Origin of the sequence: Pseudomonas sp. TH15, assembly GCF_016651105.1 — a bacterium.
Lineage (GTDB): Bacteria > Pseudomonadota > Gammaproteobacteria > Pseudomonadales > Pseudomonadaceae > Aquipseudomonas.
Window position 1 is genome coordinate 3,355,181 of sequence record NZ_JAEKEL010000001.1, and the last position, 17,738, is coordinate 3,372,918.

The 17,738-nt window shown below is 61.1% G+C and carries 16 protein-coding genes; 1 reads left to right on the top strand and 15 read right to left on the bottom strand.

Annotation, left to right across the window (positions count from 1 at the left end):
- Window positions 1-264 precede the first annotated feature (264 nt).
- Entirely contained in the window at window positions 265-1,071 is an 807-nt protein-coding gene (locus JFT87_RS15160; RefSeq protein WP_201202418.1) for a class I SAM-dependent methyltransferase, read from the top strand.
- Between the two features lie 138 nt (window positions 1,072-1,209).
- On the opposite strand, the gene JFT87_RS15165 is transcribed toward JFT87_RS15160, so the two are convergent.
- The 15 genes from JFT87_RS15165 to JFT87_RS15235 all read right to left on the bottom strand — a co-directional run bounded on the left by JFT87_RS15165 (window position 1,210) and on the right by JFT87_RS15235 (window position 17,725).
- Window positions 1,210-1,902, bottom strand: coding sequence for an N-acetyltransferase (locus tag JFT87_RS15165; RefSeq protein WP_201202419.1), 693 nt, complete (start codon window positions 1,900-1,902; stop codon window positions 1,210-1,212).
- A 114-nt stretch (window positions 1,903-2,016) separates the two neighbouring features.
- Window positions 2,017-2,808 carry a ChbG/HpnK family deacetylase gene (locus JFT87_RS15170; RefSeq protein ID WP_201202420.1) on the bottom strand — a complete coding sequence of 264 codons (792 nt, stop codon included), beginning with the start codon at window positions 2,806-2,808 and terminating at the stop codon, window positions 2,017-2,019.
- Complete coding sequence (locus JFT87_RS15175; protein WP_201202421.1) at window positions 2,780-3,967, bottom strand: GNAT family N-acetyltransferase; 1,188 nt, start codon at window positions 3,965-3,967, stop codon at window positions 2,780-2,782. The genes JFT87_RS15170 and JFT87_RS15175 overlap by 29 nt, the downstream gene beginning before the upstream one ends.
- A gap of 4 nt (window positions 3,968-3,971) precedes the next feature.
- Window positions 3,972-4,661 carry an N-acetyltransferase gene (locus JFT87_RS15180; RefSeq protein WP_201202422.1) on the bottom strand — a complete coding sequence of 230 codons (690 nt, stop codon included), beginning with the start codon at window positions 4,659-4,661 and terminating at the stop codon, window positions 3,972-3,974.
- Between the two features lie 228 nt (window positions 4,662-4,889).
- Window positions 4,890-6,809, bottom strand: a complete 1,920-nt coding sequence (locus tag JFT87_RS15185; RefSeq protein WP_201202424.1) for a hypothetical protein — start codon at window positions 6,807-6,809, stop codon at window positions 4,890-4,892.
- Entirely contained in the window at window positions 6,806-8,110 is a 1,305-nt protein-coding gene (locus JFT87_RS15190; RefSeq protein WP_201202426.1) for a lipopolysaccharide biosynthesis protein, read from the bottom strand. Before JFT87_RS15190 ends, JFT87_RS15185 begins: the two co-directional genes overlap by 4 nt.
- Window positions 8,107-9,108: a polysaccharide deacetylase family protein gene (locus tag JFT87_RS15195; RefSeq protein ID WP_201202431.1), complete on the bottom strand. Its 1,002-nt coding sequence runs from the start codon at window positions 9,106-9,108 to the stop codon at window positions 8,107-8,109. Before JFT87_RS15195 ends, JFT87_RS15190 begins: the two co-directional genes overlap by 4 nt.
- A 12-nt stretch (window positions 9,109-9,120) precedes the next feature.
- On the bottom strand, window positions 9,121-10,257 hold the full coding sequence (locus tag JFT87_RS15200) for a glycosyltransferase (RefSeq protein ID WP_201202432.1): 1,137 nt from the start codon (window positions 10,255-10,257) through the stop codon (window positions 9,121-9,123).
- The gene (locus JFT87_RS15205; protein WP_201202433.1) at window positions 10,250-11,218 is read right to left on the bottom strand and encodes a glycosyltransferase family 2 protein; all 969 of its coding nucleotides are present in this window, start codon (window positions 11,216-11,218) and stop codon (window positions 10,250-10,252) included. The genes JFT87_RS15200 and JFT87_RS15205 overlap by 8 nt, the downstream gene beginning before the upstream one ends.
- Window positions 11,215-12,585 carry an O-antigen ligase family protein gene (locus JFT87_RS15210; RefSeq protein ID WP_201202435.1) on the bottom strand — a complete coding sequence of 457 codons (1,371 nt, stop codon included), beginning with the start codon at window positions 12,583-12,585 and terminating at the stop codon, window positions 11,215-11,217. The genes JFT87_RS15205 and JFT87_RS15210 overlap by 4 nt, the downstream gene beginning before the upstream one ends.
- Complete coding sequence (locus JFT87_RS15215) at window positions 12,582-13,676, bottom strand: glycosyltransferase family 4 protein (protein WP_201202437.1); 1,095 nt, start codon at window positions 13,674-13,676, stop codon at window positions 12,582-12,584. The genes JFT87_RS15210 and JFT87_RS15215 overlap by 4 nt, the downstream gene beginning before the upstream one ends.
- A complete protein-coding gene (locus tag JFT87_RS15220; protein ID WP_201202438.1) occupies window positions 13,673-15,265 on the bottom strand; it encodes a GumC family protein in 1,593 nt (530 codons plus the stop codon). Before JFT87_RS15220 ends, JFT87_RS15215 begins: the two co-directional genes overlap by 4 nt.
- Window positions 15,266-15,282: 17 nt before the next feature.
- The gene (locus JFT87_RS15225; RefSeq protein ID WP_201202439.1) at window positions 15,283-16,308 is read right to left on the bottom strand and encodes a polysaccharide biosynthesis/export family protein; all 1,026 of its coding nucleotides are present in this window, start codon (window positions 16,306-16,308) and stop codon (window positions 15,283-15,285) included.
- Between the two features lie 22 nt (window positions 16,309-16,330).
- Window positions 16,331-16,978 (bottom strand): CpsD/CapB family tyrosine-protein kinase, encoded by a 648-nt coding sequence (locus JFT87_RS15230; protein ID WP_201202440.1) that lies wholly within the window; start codon window positions 16,976-16,978, stop codon window positions 16,331-16,333.
- Window positions 16,979-17,725, bottom strand: a complete 747-nt coding sequence (locus JFT87_RS15235) for a sugar transferase (RefSeq protein WP_201202441.1) — start codon at window positions 17,723-17,725, stop codon at window positions 16,979-16,981.
- Window positions 17,726-17,738: the final 13 nt, after the last annotated feature.

The window sequence follows — 17,738 nt, forward strand, 5'->3', positions numbered from 1 at the left end:
CTTTTGCGAAGTCAGGCAAGTCGTCTATCAAACCTTGAAAAATCGTCGGTATTTGTAGGCACGAACCAATTCTTTTGTAGGAGCTGCCGAAGGCTGCGATCTTTTGATCTTCGCGTCTAAAAACAAGATCAAAAGATCGTCCGAATGCGGCCCAAACCTTCGGCAGCTCCTACAGGTGCGGCGTTACAAGTTTGTAACAACCGCAACTGCCGGGCTGATCTAGACTCGGGTTCGCTCAATCACGAGCATCGTTCGGAGTGCGCCATGGAAGTGCTTAATAATAAAACCGCCATCGAGAGCAATCGACAGGCGTGGAACGATTCCGCCCGCCATCACCAGGATTCGCCTGACTGGCAGGCCTTGCTCGGCGAGGTCGCGCAGGCGGATTTTTGCTGCATCGATGACACCCTGCGCGGTGTGCTGGAGCAGGTCGGTGTTGAGGGCAAGGACGTGGTGCAACTGGGCTGCAACAACGGCCGTGAAAGTCTTTCGCTGTTCGCGTTGGGCGCCCGCAGCGTGGTGGGGATCGATCAGTCTGCCGCTTTTCTTGAGCAGGCCCGGGAATTGGCGAGCCGTTCGCCTCATGACGCTGAGTTCATCGAAGCGGACATCCATCATTTGCCTGTCGAGCTTCAGAGGCGTTTCGATGTGGCGCTGATCACCATTGGTGTCTTGAACTGGATGCCGGACATCGCCGAATTCTTCCGGCACGTCGCGCAAACCCTCAGGCCCGGCGGCGCGTTGGTGATCTACGAAACCCACCCATTCCTGGAAATGCTCGACCCCGAGGCCGCCGACCCATATCGTCTCGACAGCTCCTACTTTCGCAGCGAGCCGTTCGTGCAACATCAGCCGATCGTCTACGAAGGCAAAGTCGAACAGTCGGCAGCGCCGTCCTACTGGTTCGTCCATACCCTCGGCGCGATCTTCACCGGCGCCATCGACGCCGGATTGCAAATCAGCCACTTCAAGGAATACCCGCACTCCAACCGCGAAGAGCTGTATGACCGGTATGAACGGCAGGTGGCGCAGTTGCCGTTGTGTTTTACCCTGGTCGCCACCAAGGCCTGAGTTCTTCATTGAGTCGACCGACCTCTTCGCGAGCAAGCTCGGCTCCTACAAGGAATCTGCTGTACGCCGAATACCCCTGTAGGAGCAGAGCTTGCTCGCGAAGACGGCCTAATGACCGCCACAAATCCTGAGATTGAATCAAGCCTGCGCGGCCGCACTCACTACCGGCCGTCCCGGTTTGCGCAGTGGCTCCAGTCGCGAGCCTTGGTAACGCGTTTCACGGAAGAATTTCCACCGGCCGAACAGGCAGTAAACGTGGGTGACGCGCCCCTGTTCGTGATAGCCCATGCGGATGTGCAGTTTCAGCGCCGGAATATTGTGGGTCTCGCAGACATCCACCACTTTGTTGCAGCCCAGGGCTGCCATGGCTTCCCACAAGGCGACCTGCACGTCCACCGACAGGCTGCTGCCGAAATACGCGCGGGTCATTTCGCCGCCGAACTCGAAGAATTCGCCAGGCTTCACCGGGAAGTTGCAGCCGTAATAGTGGCGGTCGTGATAGTCGCGAATGCTGCCCCAGATAAACGCCACCGCGTGACCGTCCGCGTCGAGGTACATGTGCCCTGTGTGCCCTTCGGCGGCGAGTTCCGCCATGGTCTCAATGCGATCACCAAAGTGCTTGCCGAACGCTTCGGCATTCTGCGGCGTGATATCGACTCTGCGCAGGCCGTCGTAAGGGCGCAGCTTGTGCGGCGGTACCGGACTGACGAGGTCGCGCTCCATCCACAACAATTCCCAGTGGAAGAACACGTAGCGTTTCCACAAGGTGCCGAAGGTGCGCCCGAGGCCTTTTTGACGGATGCGTTCTTGTAGTTTTTCGATGACGCTCATGATGCCCTCCGTGGCCGTGGCCCGGGTGTTGTGGATGGTTCTGTGGTGGGTATAGATCACCCGTGCAAGTTCATTTCAAAGTGCCATCTTCGAAAGTATTGCAAGGTATGTAAGTCAGTCGAGTGCCGCAGCACCGCGTAGAAAATCCTTGTTCAAGTCGGTGTAGGAGATCCGTCGAATGCCTGCCAGCCGCTGCTCTAGCACGCGGCTCAGGGATTCATCCGGGTTGAGATAGGCATCACCAAAATCACTGCCGAGCTGAGTCGGGTGAGCGACGATTTCCAGCACGCCGTCGGTCGGCGAAATGTCGTTGCGCAAGTCCACTGGGGTGCAGACGTAGTCCGCTGTCGCCCCCGCCAGACTTTGCAAACGCCAATTGAGCAATCCCTTGAACACGCGCTTGGGCAAATTGAGGTTTTGCCCCAGATTACGCGCCAGGCGAATCGGCACACCTTGATGCGCGGCAAAGCGCGCGACGATCTCGCCGATCGGCCAGATGTTATGCACGTGTTGATGCGAATCGATGTGGCTCGGACGCATCCCGTGATCGACGCAACGCTGCCACTGCGCCTGCAATTCCTCACGCACCGCATCACGATCCTCACGGCCGAGCCAGACGGTATGGCGCGGCAGGCTGAGGTCGAACACCCCGTGGTCATCACAGAATGTGCGGCGAGCGAGAATGCCCTGGCTCAGCGGCCGGCCATAAGTCAGGTTAAAGTGCAGGCCGATCCGGTCCTTGAGCAACGGGTGTTGGGCCATGACGCAGGCGGCTTCGAACGCCGGCATGTTGGCCATGGCGGTGGCGGAACTGATGACCCCAGCCTGAAACGCACCGAGGATCACCGCGTTTTCGCACGGGCTAAGGCCGAAATCGTCAGCGTTGACTATGACTTGGCGAGGCATGTTCGCCCTCCGTGGTGATCGCGACGGGTTTGAGTGTCGGCTTTGCCTGCTCGGCGCGGCGGCGTGACCGCCAGGCTTGCAAGCGCGGTTTGATTCGATACCACAGGCGCAAGCCCAGACCGAGGATGAGGCCGCTCGGTCGCCAGGAATAGAAACTCCAGCGCCAGTGTTCCAGCTGCCCGGTCATGCGCTCGTGGAGTTGATGGCTGGAGTTTTCCAGACTGACCCGCGAGGCATCGATCCAGCGCCAGTTGTCGTCCAGGCCCCAACGAATCCACTCTTCGAGCAGCACCCGGCCGCTGCCCAGGTCGGCGTATTGCGGCAGGAACGCCAGGTTGTAGTCGTACAGCCGACCCTGTTCCAGCAAGCCGAGGCGATAGCTGATGCAGCGCCCATCCAACTCCAGCACCACCACCCGTACCAAGTCGCAAGCGGCGAGGGCGGTGAAGGCGCGGTCCATCCATTGTCGGTGACGTTCGTCGGCAAAGATGCCGACGCCTTCATCACCTTTCCAGCTCACCGCTTCGACTTCACTGATGGCCTGCAACAGCGGGCCCATGGTCGAGGCGTCCGGGGTGATGCGCCGCACCTGGGCACCACACGCGGCGATGCGTTTGCGCGCGCGGCGCAGTTTGTAACGCGGATCGCCCGAGACTTCCTGGCGATCCGCCTCGCTGATCAGGTGCACCGGCACCTTGCAACTCAGGCGCCGTTCACCGGTAGAACTGTGGGCCATCCAGACCGTCAGGGCACTTTCTTCACCCGTGGGTTCGGACAGCTCGTTAAGTTGCATCAGCGCGTGGGGTACGCGACGACGGATCACAATCAGTGCCTTGCGGATGCTCTCGGCGTCAAGGCAGGCGAGCAGCGCCAGGCGATCGGTCAGCGGATAACCGAGGTGATGCAACACCCGAAACGGCAGTCCGCCGAAGCGTTCGCGCAACGCCACCAACGGCAGGCACAGCGCCAGTTCATCACCCTGCCAGCCGAGCAGCACGTGCAGACGCTGCCCGTCACTGATCGCCTGTTCCGCGGCGCACAACCAGGCCAGGGTGTTGAACGGCGTGTGGTCCGTCACTCGCAGGCGCAGCGCTTCGTAAGCCGCTACCGGAAAGTCCGGCGTGCAAAGCGAAGTGCGCCATTCGAATCGCGTTGCCATAAGATCAAGTCACCGTGGCTGCAACAGGTGGACGCGACGGTTTGCGCAAGGCATCCAGGCGCGAGCCGCTGTAACGGGTTTCACGGTAGACGCGCCAGCGGCCGAACAGCTCGTAGACGTTCATGATGCGTCCTTGCTCTTGATAACCCATGCGGATGTGCAGCTTGAGCGCTGGAATATTGTGGAACTCGCAGACATCCACCACCTTGTTGCAACCCTGGGCCTGCATGGCTTTCCACAGTTCCAGTTGCAGGTCCACCGAGAGCGTAGTGCCCCAATAGGCGCGGGTCAGCTCGCCGCCGAACTCGAAGAATTCGCCAGCCTTCACCGGGAACCAGCAGCCGTAGTAGTGCTTGTCGTGATAGTTGCGCGCCGCGCCCCAGATAAAGGCCACCGCGTCCCCTTGGTCATCCAGGTGCATGTGACCGGTGTAACCCTCACGGGCCAGTTCCGCCATGGTTTCGACGCGGTCGCCGAAGTACCGCGCGAAGGCGCTGGCGTTATCGGGTGTGATGGTGACGACCCGCAGCGGCGGATAAGGCCTGAGGGCGTGTGGCGGGACCGGGCTGACCAGGTCACGCTCCATCCACAGCAGTTCTTCGTGGAAAAATGCGTAGTGTTTCCAAAGGCTCTTGAGGGTGGAGCGCAGGCCTTTTTGTTGGATGCGTTCTCTGAGTTTCTTAAAAGCACTCATTGGATAGTCTCCTGAGTTTCGGCTTGGCGAAGACCTGTGGTGAGGGGGCTTGTCGGAATGCCGCACCACCCAGTTCGGCTGCGCAGCAGTCGTAAACCATTGCATTCGATGTATCTGATACATCGAGGTTGCAGGTTTTGGGGCCGCTTCGCAGCCCAACGGGGCAAGCCCCCTCGCCACAAATTTGGTGTTCGCCGCACCTCTCTCTTAACGGATCGGAATTGGGGGTCATGAAGCGCGCCAGCTCAACGCAAACAGGGTTTGCCCTGGCAGCTCGAAGCTGACGCGACCGTCCTGGCAGCGGTAGGGCGCGTCGCGGCTGCGGTTGTCGGCGCCGAAATAACGCAATGAGCCTTTGTTCAGCGGGCACGCCGCGCCGCTCAGGTCCACACGCTGCAAGCGCGTGCCTTTGTTGACGCCCAGCAGGCTGCGTTGCAGGTCGGCGGCCATGGCGAGCACGTCGACTTCGAACGCGTCGTTTTCCAAGCCCATCACGCTGCCCAGCCAATGCTCCTGAATAAACTGCTGGGCCAGGCCCACGGGTTTGAGTTCGAAATGGTCGTCGCCGAGTACCCGCAACATGCCCTTGGGGTAGTTCGGCTCATCGGCGGCCTGGAACCAGTTGAGCATTTCCAGCAAACCGTCCTGGGACGAATTGATCACCACCGACGCCCACCACAACGCGGCGTAATGGGTTTCCTGATCGTAAGGGCTCAGGCTTGAGCCGCTGGACATGTTGGTCTGGTCCAGCAGCAATGCCTTGCGCGGCCGGCCTTGAGCATCGAGGCCCACCAACTCTGCGGCGCGGCGCACGCTGTCACGGTAGACCCGCGTGGCGAGCAGGTCGCGGATCATCCATTCGTGCCAGGCCAGTGCATCAACCTTGTCCCCTGATTCCGCCAGCAGACGGCGGGCCCAATCGATGCCGCGCTTGTCCGCGGCGTTGTCGGCAAACGGGCCGTTGACCAGCCGTGCACTGGCCGGCATGGCGATGCGGATGCCGGCGCGGGCATTGGCCGGATTGCTGCGAACCTGCCGGGCCATGCTGTTGAAGATGGATTGGTAGTTGGCGTAGCTCGGATAGTTGAGGTTCGGCTCGTCGGCGAAGCCGATGTAATGAGTGCCGTTGCCGCCGAGGGCTCGGGTGCTGGCGAGCCAGGCGTCGAGGCCGCTGTTGCTCAGGGTATCGGCCCGCAAATCGGCCTGGCGCTGGCTGCCGGCTAATAGCGTGATGTCCTGGGTGATGCCGAAGCGATCCTGGTAGACCTGGCGGAACGCATCTTCGTAGTGCGGGTTTTTCGCGGTGATGTCGACAAAGCTGTAGTAACTGGCAGCTTTCGCCTTGAGCGCATCGAGCAGCGCATAACTGGAGGCCGGCGGCATCACGTAGGGCAGGGCAACCCCCAAATTCGGGGTCTTGCCGAGAATCTCCTTGTGCAGGGTCAGCCGGGTCTGGCCGTCGTCTTCGCGCAGGGGCTTGAGCTGCTGCGGATTTTGCGCGAACAGGTTGGCCGTGCCGTCGAGCCAGAACGCCGCTTTGCCGCTGCCTTGCAAACGCAGGCGCCAGATTTGTTCGGTCTGGGCCACCGGCAATGCGACCTGATCGAATTGCCAATAGGCCCGATAGGGTTTGAGCGCCAGTGACAGTTGTTGGCCGTCGCTTACCCGCTGGGCTTGCAGGGCGCCGACGCCCCCGTGGAACTTACCGGCGAGTACCGCGTGTTCTCCCGGGGCTACTTTGAAATACAACTCATCGCCGTCATGGGTTTCGGCACTGAAATGCACCTTGGCCGGTTCGAACAAAGCCACCGTGTGTTCATCGTGTTCGACCTTGTAGCGGCGAAAACTGTAGCCCGGAATTTCCAGTCGATAACTGGCGGCGCCTGGCGCCAACGGCCAGCTCTGGGTGCCGCGCGCTTCACTGGCGGCGATCAGGCGTTCGCCCTCAAGTTTGCCTTGGCCATCGATCAGGTAAATGTGTTCTTCGTTGGCATCTGCCTGCCACGCCGGGACCCAGCGCACGGTCACGGTGTCGGGGCGATCCGCTTGCAGGTACAGGCTGCCGTCGCGAATGTCCGTCCAGCGCATCGACGCCGCTTGAGCATCGAGCGCGAAGCCCAACCCCAACAGCAGCGCCAGGCGTTTCATATCGACTTCCGTTGCAGCATGTGCAGCATGGGCGCGACGTCGCTGGGCAGGATGATCAGGGTTTGCCAGACCGGCACGCCGCTCAAGCGGCAATACATCGCGAGCAACGCAATGGTCACTGCAAGGTAGGCGATGGACGAAGCCGCTGCGGCGCCGACGATGCCGTAAGCCGGAATCATCACCAGGTTCAGCGCCAGGTTCAGCAGCGCACCCAAGCCCATCAGCAGCGACACCGTGCCGGGACGATTCTTGCCGAGTAAATCCAGGCGCAGGATGCTCGCGTAGCACAACCCCAACAGCCCGGGCAGCAGGGCGAGCAGGGCCGGATACGCCGGTTGGTAGGCGATGCCGAACAGCGTGACGATCAGCCATTCACCAATGACGGCCATGGTCAGGCACGCACCGAGCATCACCGTGGCGGTCAGGCGCAGGGCCAGCGGGGTCACTTTGTCCATGCCTTCGTCTTGTTGCAGCAGGCGTTTCATCAGTGGCGTGGTGACTGCTTCCGGGACGATCAGCAGCAACTCGGCGGCAGCACTGGCCATCGCGTAATGACCCAGCGCGGTGCTGCCGAGCAGGGCGCCGATGAACAGGTAATCGGAACGCAAAATCACTTGCTGGAACAACAGATCGGGATGGCTGCGGGCGCTGTAGCGCAGCAATTCGTTCTGGCCGGCGCGGTCCCATTGCAGCGTCAGTGGTTGATCGCGCTTGAGCCAGACCCAACCGGCCAACACCACCAGGCTGAGACCCGCCAGCCAACTGATCAGCGCCGCTTCGAGGGCGGCGGTTTTCCACATCCAGAACAACGCCAGAAACAGCAGCAACGGCGCCAGGGATTCCACCAGCCGCAAGGCATTGAACGCGACCACGCCGCCCGAGGCGTTGTGCAAGGTCAGCAAGCCACTCTTGAGTACGGTCAGCGGCACCGCCAGCAGCAGCAGCCAAGCGAGCAAACCCAGTTGTGTGGTGATGTCCAGTTCACTGCCAAATTCCCGGGTCAATGCGACCACCAACAGGGTCAACAGCGCCGCGAGTAAACAGCCGAACACCAGCACTTGGCTCAGCAGCAAGCCCATCGGCCGTTGCTTGGCCGCCTGATAGCCCACCGCCGAATTCAAGCCGCCACTGGTGGCGGCGCTGATCAGGTCGGGCAGGGTGCTGAGCAGCGCAAACAAGCCACGTTCACTTGGCCCGAGAATCCGCGCCAGCAACACGTTGCGCAGCAAGCGCAGGCCAATCATCGCCAGTTTGGTGCCCATGCTCAGGGCCAGGTGCTTGAGGTAGTGGCTGCGGCTCATGGCCGGGCGCCTCGGTAGATGCGCCAGGACAGCAATTCCGGCTTGCGCGCCGCGCGCTGGCTGACGCCAAAACGTGGCAAGGCCAAGGGCTCGCCGTTGCCGCGATAAATCCCGGTGCCGGTGCCCAGCGCAAACGCGAAGTCGTGGTCGGCCACGTGTTGGCGAACCCGCGCGTCGTGGTCGCCGTTGGGGTAGCAATAGACTGGCAGCGGCCGATTGCAGCCGTTCAACAGCGCATCGCGGCTGCGACTGAGTTCTTCATCAAGGCGTTGATCGTCGAGGCCGGTGAGGATCGCATGACTCGCCCCGTGAGGACCGAAGCGCACCAGCCCGGTGGCTTCCAGCGAGCGCACTTGCTGCCAGTCCAGGGCCTGGGGCAATGATTCTTCCGGGCATTCGTCGGTCAGGCGTTCAAGCTCCTGCGGTTCAAGGGTTTTCAGCCCTTGCAGGTAATGCAGCAGCGACAGGCTACGGCGGTCGACATCGATGTCATCGAGCAACACTGGCAACGGATGACCGCTGGCATGCAGGCACTCGATCAAGTGGCGCCGGGCTTTTGCGCCATGGCTATCCCAGAGGGTTTCACCGATGCTCTCCCACCAGAAGCGCTGGCGGCTGCCGATGAAATCGGTGGACAGGAAAATGCTCGCCGGCACTTGATATTTTTGCAGCAGCGGGAAGGCATTCACGGCGTTATCGCGCCAGCCGTCATCGAAGGTCAGCGTCACTTTCGGCCGGTCCGAGCGCTGGGTGCCGGGTTGCAGGATGTCCATCAGCGGCACGCAGTCGAAGTGCTTTTTCAGCCAGATCAGCAAGTGCTCGAACGCGTTTGGCCCGACGCACAATTCATTGCGGTGGGGCAGGTCAGCGGCGCGGTCGTTGGCCAGCACCCGGTGCAGCATCAGGATCACCCCGGCGCCGTGCAGTTGACTGCGCCCCACTGATGAATTGAGGTACAGCCAGCCACTGGTGCGTTTTAATAATTGTTTGATCGCCATGGCACGCTCCTTTCATCGATTTTGCTCGGGGTTCCACTGGCTATACCGATGGCCACGCAGGAACTGCCACAGACCGATACTCATCCCGGCAAGCGTCACCAAAAGGAATGCGGCGAGGCGAAAGGGTTTGGGTAAACGGTGTCGCACGTCCAGCAGACCGGCGATGGCCACTGCATAACCGAGCAGTTGCGCCACCAGGAACACTTGATAGAAAAAGTGCTCGTCCCACAGCCAGAAGTTGCTCAGCAACAACGGCACCAGCAGGACTGGCGCCAGCCGCCGGATCAGCTTGTGACTGATCAGCGCAATCGCATACAGACCATGCTTCAGCGGGTTGAGCAGTTCCCGACGTTGAGCGAGGCTTTGCAAGCCGCCGACGGTGACCCGCTGACGCCGACGAAATTGCTTGTCGGCTTCGTCCACACCGTGGTCGATCACCTGGGCTTCGGGCACATAGATGATGCGTTTGAACGCCACCGGCGCGCAGGTGCTGATGAAGAAGTCATCGTTGACCTCCGCTGGCACGTTCTGGAACAACTCGCGGCGCAAGGCAAGCAGCGCGCCGTCGGCGGACACCATGCAACCGGTGCGGTTCTCCGCCCAGCGCAGCCAGCCTTCGTAGTGTCGATAGAGGCTGTCACCAACGCTCAGGCCATCACCGGTGACCGGGATCACCATGTGCCCGGCGCAGCCACCGACGTCGGGGTCTGCCAGCGGCGCCAGCAAGTGACCAAGCGTCTCGCGGGACCATTGGTTGTCGGCATCGGTGAACACCAGAATGTCGCCGGTGCTCAACGCTACGCCGGCGTTCAGGGTCGCCGCTTTGCCCTGGCGGGGCAGGTCGAGCACGCTGATGCGCGGGTCGATGACCTTGTGCGCGCAGGCCACGGTGTCATCGGACGAGCCGTCGCTGACCAGAATGATTTCGAGCCTGGCAGGCTGATAATCCTGGGCGAGCAGGGTGCGCAGCTTGTGTTCGATGTGCCGTGCTTCGTTGTGCGCTGCGATCACAATGCTGATGTTCAGCGGCGGCGCAGGGTCATGCCGGCGAGGCGCAAACATCGGCGCCAGCAGTGTCAGTAGCAACGGGTAACCGAGGTAGGCGTAGACGGGCAGCAACAGGCACAACCAGAAAATGAATTCAGCCACGGGCGGGCCTCCTGGCATTCCAATGACAAAGGCTGAGGATAAACGCGGCGCCTGCCAGGTGCAGACGCACCCAGTGCAGGCCCCAGAGTTGCAGGGTCAGAAGCAGATCGCGGTGTTTCAGGCTCTGGCGCAGGCTCAGGGCCAGCCCCGGCAGGGAAGTCACCAGCACCATAAACGCCGCATGGTGCGGGAAGCCATTGAGCAGCGCGGAGATCGCCAGGAAGTCGAGCAACCAGACGATGATCGACAGCATCGGAAACCGCAGCAAGCGAAAGCTCAACCCATGGGTACGGAGCAATTGCAGGTGGCTGCCCTGGCGCCACATCTCCTTGCCCATCCACTCGCGCCAACTGCTTTCGTAACCCCAATGCAGGGCGACGCTTTCGTTGACCGCCAACAAGCGCGCGCCGACTGCACCCAAACGCATGGTGAAGTCTTTGTCTTCACCGGTGCGCAGGGTTTCGTCGAAGCCCCCGACCCGGTCAAACCAGGTGCGGCGCATCAGCAGGTTAGAGGTGGGCAGCCATTGCACCGGGTGCAGGATGTTGCTGCGCGGGCGCAGCGTGCGGCGCTGCCAGGCATCGGCATACCAAGGGGCTTCGGCCGGTGTGTGCAGGTCCAGGCCAAATACTTCGCCTTGGGCCCCTGACTCGAGTTTGCACAGCAGGGTCAGCCAGTCTTCAGGCATCTCGACATCGGCATCGATGAAGGCCAGCCATTCCCCGGTGGCGATGGCCGTACCGTAATTGCGCAGCGCACCGATCAGCACACCGGGCAGCACCAATACCTGCGCACCAAACTGCCGGGCAATCTGCGGGCCCTGATCACGGGAACCGTTATCGACCACAATCAGCTCGCACTCCAGGTTCGCGACATCGGCGGCCTTTTGTGCGGCGAGCAAGGTCCGGCCGATGTGCCGGGCTTCGTTGAACATTGGAATAACGATGCTGATTTTACTCATACCTTGGCCTCCACCAGGGGTGCTTCTTCAGCCTTCAGGCGCAGCACGCTGGTCAGGGCGAGCATGATCCACACGTACTTTTGGCTCGGCGCGCTGAGAAACATCAAAAACAATGTCAGCGACAGAAAGCTCATGCCCAGGTGGGTCATCAGGTCGGTCTGTTCCCAGTTGCGGCGCAGCATCCAGGCGCGGCGGGCGCGGATCAGGTTGTACAAGCCGAGGGCGAGCATGCCGACGAACAACAGGCCGGCGGGAATGCCCAGTTCGCTGAAGACTTCCATGTAAGTGTTGTGCGCCCGGCGATACAAGTCGCCGACCTTGCGGTTGGCGGAAAATGCCTTGGCGTAACCGGTGGTGGCGTAGTGCAGCGGGAAGGTGCCGGGGCCGGAACCCAGCAGCGGGTTCTCGCGGATCATCTGGCTGCCGACCACGATGTACGACGCTCGCCGGCCGAGGGATTCATCGTCGTGCCCCTTGGCCCCGGCGCTGAGCACGCTTAACGACTGGATGCGGGCGATGTAACCCGCCGGCATCGCATAGATTGCCAGCGGGATCACAATCGCCGCGCCGAGCATGGCGAAACCCAGATGCCGTGGACGAATCCGCGTCAGTTGCGAGCGGTAATGCCAGCAACCGATCAACAGGCTCAGCGCCAACACGACGAGCCCGGAGCGCGATTCGGTTTTGGTCATGCCACCAAGCAGCAGCAGGCAGCAACCGCCCCAGAACAAACGGTGCAGTGTATTCGGGCTGCGGATGACCAACAGCAGGCCCAAGGGGATGGCGAACGCGATGAGCAGGGCAAAGGCGTTCGGGTCTTCGAGCAGGCCGGCGGCGCGGCCCTGGTCCTGATACTTGGTGGAAAACATCGCCAGTACACAGGTCAGGCTGACGCTCAGGGTCACCAGTTTGGCGAACAGGTCCAGGTTCAAGTCGCGACCGATCAGCAGGGTAATCACGAATAGAATCAGGCCGACGCTCAGCTCCCGCAGATGCCCGAACGACATGCCCAGGTCATCGCTGTTCATCAGGCTCAGCATGTAGAGGATCATGAACCAGATCAGGTAGCGCCAGATGTTGCTGCGCAGGCGTTCCGACGGCAGTTGATGAATCGCCAGTTGCAGCATCAGGATCAGCGCCAGCGAGGCGCCGACGAATTTGGTCCCTGACAGCGCACTGTCCTTGAAAAAACCTTCGAACGGCACCAGCGCGACGATCCCGAGCAAACCCCAGGTCGGCTTGCGATAGAGCACCGCGACACCCACCAGGCCAAGCACCGCGCCCGGCGCCAGATACGGATAGGGGCTGGCCAGCAAACCGAGGCAGACCAGGCCGAGCAAACTGACGATCGAGAGCGGAAAGATCACGAGCGTGCCTCCCGTGCAGTGCGGATATAAAGCTGCGACCAGCGTTCGGCCAAGGCCTTGAGGTCGTAGCGATCCAGTTGCGTGCGTTTTGCGTTATCGCGCAGTTGCCGGGCCAGTTTCGGCTCGTTCAACAAGGTGCCGATCTGCCGGGCGAGGGCGGCGCTGTCGGTCGGCGCGGCGAGCAAGCCGTTGTGCCGGTCTTCCAGCACATCGGGTATTCCGCCGACGCCGAACGCCACCACCGGCACCCCGGCCTGCATCGCTTCAAGCAAAATCATCGGCGTGCCTTCGGTGCGTGAGCTGATCACCAGCGCATCGAGTTGTCGCCACCACGGCCCCATTTCGGTCTGGTAGCCGGGCAGGGTGATGCGTTCTTGCAAACCGGCGGTGTTGATCCGTGCCAGCAGGGTTTCCCGTTCCGGGCCGTCGCCAAGCATCACGGCGTCCAGTTGCGGGTGCTGATGACACAGCGGAATCAATGCATCGAGAAACAGATCCGGGCCTTTTTCACTGCTCAGCCGCCCGACGTAACCGGCCAGCCACCGTGGGTGGTCGACGCTGTGCGGCAGCAGATCGTTGGCCGCCGGCAGGCCGTTGGGGATCACTTGCAGTTTTTCCGCCCGGACACTGGCCTGACGGCACAGTGTGGCGATGCTTTCGGCGACGCAGACCACTCGGTTCACCGAGGCGGTGCGGCACAGTTGCAGGCTGACCCAGGTGTAAAACTTCTGCTTGCGACTGCGTGGCGTAAAACCGTGCTGGGTAATCACCAGCGGCAGACGCAACAGCGTCGCGCCGACCCAGCCAAACAACAGACCTTTGAAATTGTGCGTATTGATCAACGGTTGTTCCGCCCGCCGCTGGCGCAAATGCGCCAGCAACGCCCCCAGCCCCGAGCAGCCGCGACAATCCACCCCGGCCTCGCGAAACCGTGCAATCAGTGCGGGCGGCGCATCGAGAAACAGCACTTGGTGCTGCCCCGGCGTCGCCAGGCAATGGTCGAGCAGCATCCGCTCAGCCCCATAGAAGCCGCCGCTGCTGAGCAAATGAATGATCGGCAGGGCGCTGGAAGGGTTGAGCGGCGCGTTCAATTGCGCACCCAATGCACGAAGCTTGGTACGGTCCAGTTTTTGTGCGGGTTGGTCGGCAGGATGTTTTGATCGTTGATCACCAACAGTACTGGCAGGCCCAGTTCATGGGTGATTTGCGCAGGGTGTTTGAAGCGATGATCGAAGAACTCACGCACGTAGACCAGGGCAATCGCCAGCAACAGACCGGTGAACAAGCCGAACGGGATGATCAGGAACGGCTTGGGAAACGCCGGGTCAGTCGGCTCATATGGCGGGCTGAGTACCCGGGCGTTGGACAGGTCGTTGTCCAGCGAACGGGAGGTGCTGCTTTCGGCAAAGCGTTGGGCATACGTGGAGAACGCCGCGTGCAAGGCGTCGATCTCGGTGTCCATCTGCCGCAGCTTGCTCTGGGTTTCCTGTAACTGGTGGATGCGGTTCTTGAACTCGGCAATGCGCGCGGTTTTCTGATCGATCACCGAGCTGACAATCGCCAGGTCGTTGGTCCGTTCCTGAATCCGGTTGCTGACGATTTTCAGGAACTGCTGGCGGGTGCGCGAGATTTGCTCACGGGTCAGCAGCATCGGTTCACTGCCCGGCTGGAACACTGCCAGGTCATTCATGTAGCGGCTGACCTGAGTGGTCAGTTGCTCACCCAATTGCTTGATCTCCCGGTCTTCAAACGCCACGTTGTCGACGGTGGTGGTGAAGGTGTAGGGGAAGGTGTAGTCGTTGAGCTTGGACGCGTTGGCGGCCGCCAGGCTGGTTTTCAGGTAGTCGAGCCAGCGTTCGCTTTGCAGCCGACGGTCCTGGAACAGATTGAGCGCTTGTTCTTCGGTGTTGATGGCGTTGAGGCGGAAGGTGATCTCTTCCTTGGGATCGGACGAGCCGATGCCTTCAAGCAACGTCAGCCGAGTGCCTTCCAGACCATCGAGACGCACCTGGTACTGCTTCTTCTTGGTTTCATAGAAGCTTTGCGGCAAGTCGATGGATTGCAATTCCTGACGGCTGACCAGGTAGTTTTGCAGCAACGTCGCGACAAACTCGGTGCCCTGATGCGGATCGCCAAAGCTGTAGATGATGGAGATCACGTTGGAGCCCGGCAGGGTTTCGACCTTGAGTTTGTCCATGGCCTCTTGGGTCAGCGCATCCAGGATGGTGTCGCGCACCGGATCGGTCTCCATGCCCAGCGCGGACTTGACCGGGTTGATCACGTATTCGCGCAGCGGGGTGGTGACAAAGCGTTTGAACGGCTGGCTCACCAGTTTGTAGAACACACCAGGGCTGGGTGTGTACTCGCCTTTATCCCGGAGTTCGCTGATGGTCTGACGAATTAGCGCCGGCGAACGCAGGATATTGCTCTCGGTTTCCATATCCGCCAGTGACGGCGGAATGAAACTGGCATTTTCCTGATTCAGGGAGGTCGTCGCGTCGCCCTGAGAGAGTTTCTTGGACTGCACGATCACCTGGGCGGTGATATCGAAGCTTTGTTTGAGCACCAATGGCAAGACCAGGGCGATCACGGCAAAGACCAGGAACACGCGTTTCACCAACTGCTTGTTGGCGAAGAAGATCCTGAAGAACTCATGCAAGTAGTTTTCTTTTGGATTCATGGCCGAGTACCTGGGCGTTAGTTGGTGGTGCTGCCTTTGTTATCGAGGCGGTAGCTGAAGCTCATGCCCACGCCTTGAAACAACACGACGTCTGCCAGTTGCCGGGCCAGTTCACCGGCGCTAGCCAGTTTGGTCTTGGGCACGTAAAGCATGTCGTCCGGTTGCAGGTAGGCGATTTGCGAAGCATCGCCGGCCAGGGCTTTTTCGACGTCATAGTGCACCGCCTGAACGTGGTTGCCGGTGCGGCGCATGATCACCACCGAATCGAGCCGCGCCTTGATGCTGGTACCACGGGCCAGGGTCAGCGCTTCAAGCACCGAGACGGGGCGGCGAATCGGGTAGGAACCCGGCTGGCCGACTTCGCCCAGTACATAGATTTCGTTGCCTGCGGTGGACTTGAGCATTACGTCGACGCTCATCCGTCCCGGCAGGGTCGCGTAGCGTTTGTTGAGGAAGGTTTCCAGTTGGTTGATGGTCATGCCTTGCAGCGGCACCGCGCCAATTTCCGGGAAACTCGCATAGCCATCGGTGCCCACGGTGATCTCGCGGCTCATACCGGTGGCCGGGTGGTTCATGGCGCTCTTGAGGTTTTGCTCGTTGGTCAGCGGGCTGATGATTTGCACCGTCAGCTGATTGCGGTTGGGCTGGAACAGCTGTTTGCGCTGATAGGCACGCTGGATTTCGTCGCGGGCCTGGTCACTGGTCAACCCGACGATTTTCACCGACGTGTTGGCACCCGGCAGGTTGATGGTGCCGTCAGGCAGCACCAGTTGATTGCCGTTGAGCTGGCTGGCCGCGGTGAAGTTCAGGCCGATCTGGTCACCGGACTGCACGCGGTAGGCTTCAGAGCCGCTGGTGCTGATATGGAAGATCACGTCCAGCACATCCTGAGGCCGCAAGGTCTGTTCGACCCTGGGCATGTCGGTGGCTTGGGCGTTGCCCGGCGTGGCCGTGAGGATCTGCACCGGCATGGTTTGGGTTTCGGTATTGCTGGAGCAACCTGCAAGTGGCAGCAACAGCAGGAGAAGCAATTTGGCGTTCATGGCGTCATCCTTTTCTGGTTGCTTACAGGTTTTTGTAGAGCCATTTAGGCATGTAGTACTTGCGGCGGTTGAACACGCTGCCGACCAGTTTTGCGCCGGCCTGGGTCAGGCGCTGGACGGCGGCCTGGGCCACTTCCCAGCGGGTATCTTCCGAGCGTACGACGATGATCACGCCGTCCACCTGGGTGCTGATGACTAGGGTGTCCGCGGCCGAATACACCGCGTCGCCGTCGACCACCACAAAGCGATAACGGCTGCCGAGTTGGTCGAGCAACGGGCGCAGGCATTCGGCGGTCAGGCGTTCGTTGCCGCGGATGTGCCGGCCGTTGGGCAGCACATGGAAGGGCAGGCTGGAGACCTGCACCACACAATCCTGCAGCAGCGGCGGGTTGTCGGCGTTGAACAGCAGGTCGCGAAAACCGCGTTCTTTTTGCAAGTTGAGCTGAGTCGTAAGGTTGGTTGCCGACTGGCTGGCGTCGACCAGCAGCACCAGGCCGCTGCTCATCTGCGCCAGTTGGCTGGCCAGCGCCAGGGCGCTGGTGGTCGTGCCTGCGCCGGGGTTGGCAGCGGTCAGGAATAGGATCCGCAGATCTTGATCGAGCACGGTCGAGGTCAGGTTGGACTCGCTCGGGTTCGCGATGGTCAGGCTTTTGGTGGATGAACCGTCCATTTAACTCGCTCCGTGGCCGCTGAATACTTTGAAGGGGGTTTTCAACAGGATCTTCAGATCAAGCAACAGGCTCTGCTCGGCGATATAGCTGAGGTCCAACTCAACGCGCTGGTCGAAGTCGATATTGCTGCGCCCGGAGATCTGCCACAGGCCGGTCATGCCGGGGTAGATGCTCAGGCGTGCAAGGTGGTTGTCCTTGTAGCGATACGCGCTGAACGAGGTTGGCCGAGGGCCCACCAGGCGCATGTCACCGGTAAACACATTGATCAGGTTAGGCAGCTCGTCGAGGCTGCTGCGCCGCAAGAACCCACCGATGCGGGTGATGCGCGGATCTTTGTCGATCTTGAAATCGATGGCGTCGGCACCGTGCTTGTTCAGGTGACGCAGGGACTCCTTGAGCTCCTCGGCGTTGGCCACCATGGTGCGAAACTTGTACATGCCGAACGAGCGGCCGCGATAGCCGGTGCGTTTCTGCACGAACATGACCGGGCCAGGGCTGCTGAACTTGATCGCCAGGGCCAGACCGAGCAGCAGCGGCGAAATCAACACCAGGATCATCAGTGCACCGAAGCAGGCGACGACCCGATTGGTGCGCGACAACGTCCAGGGCCGGCCCCCGTCACGACCGGTCATCCAGCCGCAACCTTGCATGTGAATAGCGGCGTCCATGCGGATTCGGTGCTCAGGGTCCAGGCGCTTGTCACGGCGCAGTTGCGGAAGGGGCACACCTTTTTCATGTCCAGTCATAGATCCTCCGCTG